We start from the raw sequence: 1,325 nt of genomic DNA, 5'->3' as shown, positions 1-1,325 counted from the left end.
TCCGCTAAATTATAAATTCTAGCGGGGGATTCCTAAGACTCACGACTTAGGTTTCTGTTTCTTTCTCCCCTTAGGGGAGTTTTTCGCACCAGCCTTCCGAGACTTACTCTCTTTCGCCGTAGGCGACGCTACGCGAACGGGTCTTACGGTCGCTCCACAGACTGACACGGCAAGCCCTGCCGCCAAAATGTTAATTGATGCGTTGATATCGCGATTAGCCCGAAGGGCTACGCTACGCGAACGTGGTGAGTATTACAGGATGGACAATCCCATTCCCGAATCTTTAAGGGCAAGGAAGCAACACGATTTAGACAAACAGAGCATAACTTGCTACTAGGAAACCATCTATCAATGGAAACAGCTTTCCGATTGTACCAATCTGACTTGTACTTAATCTGACGAATTATTTCTGCCCAATTAGCATCACTGATTACTTGAGCTAGTTTGTGATTTTTGACCATGTTTTTCACAGCTAAATCCTCAAACGCAATCAATTGGTTTTCTCTGACCAGTTGAGTAGTTAGCTTGTGAGTAAAATCTCGTCTAGCGTCCTTGATCTTTGCGTGTATCCTGGCAACTTTCAATCTTGCCTTGTAACGATTGTTAGATCCTTTTTGTTTTCGCGATAAAGCTTTTTGATATTTAGCTAATATTTTCTTGAGTTTTTTAAAGTGTTTAGGATTAGGGATTTTATCTCCATTACTAGTTGTCATCAAACTCGAAATTCCTAGGTCAAAGCCAACCTGTTGATCCGTTGAGGGCAAACTTAAATCTCTGTGGTCATTAAACCTAATTGAGATATGCCACCGATCGGATGGATCTAAGCTGATCGTAACGGTACTTGGATTACAGCTTTCAGGTAAATGACGACTCCAACGAATTGCTAAAGGTTCTTTGCATTTGGCAAGATAGATTTGATCATCTTTCCATTTAAATGCTGATTTAGTGAACTCTGCGCTACCACCATTACGCTTCTTTTTGAAGTTGGGATACTTAGCCCGACCTGCAAAGAAATTAGTGAAGGCAGTTTGGAGATGTCTTAATCCTTGTTGAAGGGGCACAGAACTGACGTCGCCCAAAAAGAATAAGTCATCCTGTTTTTTCCATCCTGTCAACATCAAAGAAGTTTCCTTGTAGCTTATACGTTCTTGACGTTCATACCAACCTTTTGTTCTAGCATCTAAAGCCTTGTTGTAAACAAGTCTTACACAGCCTAAAGTCCTCCTCAACAGAGTTTCCTGTTCAGGGGTTGGATAGAAACGGTAACGGTAAGCTTTTTCGACCATATTAACTCTTTGACATATATTTACATTTTAAGATGTTAT

At 41.1% G+C, this 1,325-nt stretch carries 1 pseudogene; it reads right to left on the bottom strand.

Annotated elements, in window-relative coordinates:
- Nucleotides 1–39: 39 nt before the first annotated feature.
- Nucleotides 40–1,286 (bottom strand): annotated as a pseudogene (locus tag F6K53_RS42960) (RNA-guided endonuclease TnpB family protein).
- Nucleotides 1,287–1,325: the final 39 nt, after the last annotated feature.

It is taken from the genome of Moorena sp. SIO4A1 (genome assembly GCF_010672065.1).
Lineage (GTDB): Bacteria > Cyanobacteriota > Cyanobacteriia > Cyanobacteriales > Coleofasciculaceae > Moorena.
Note: the sequence above shows the minus strand (reverse complement) of the source record. Positions and strands in the feature narration are given on the sequence as shown.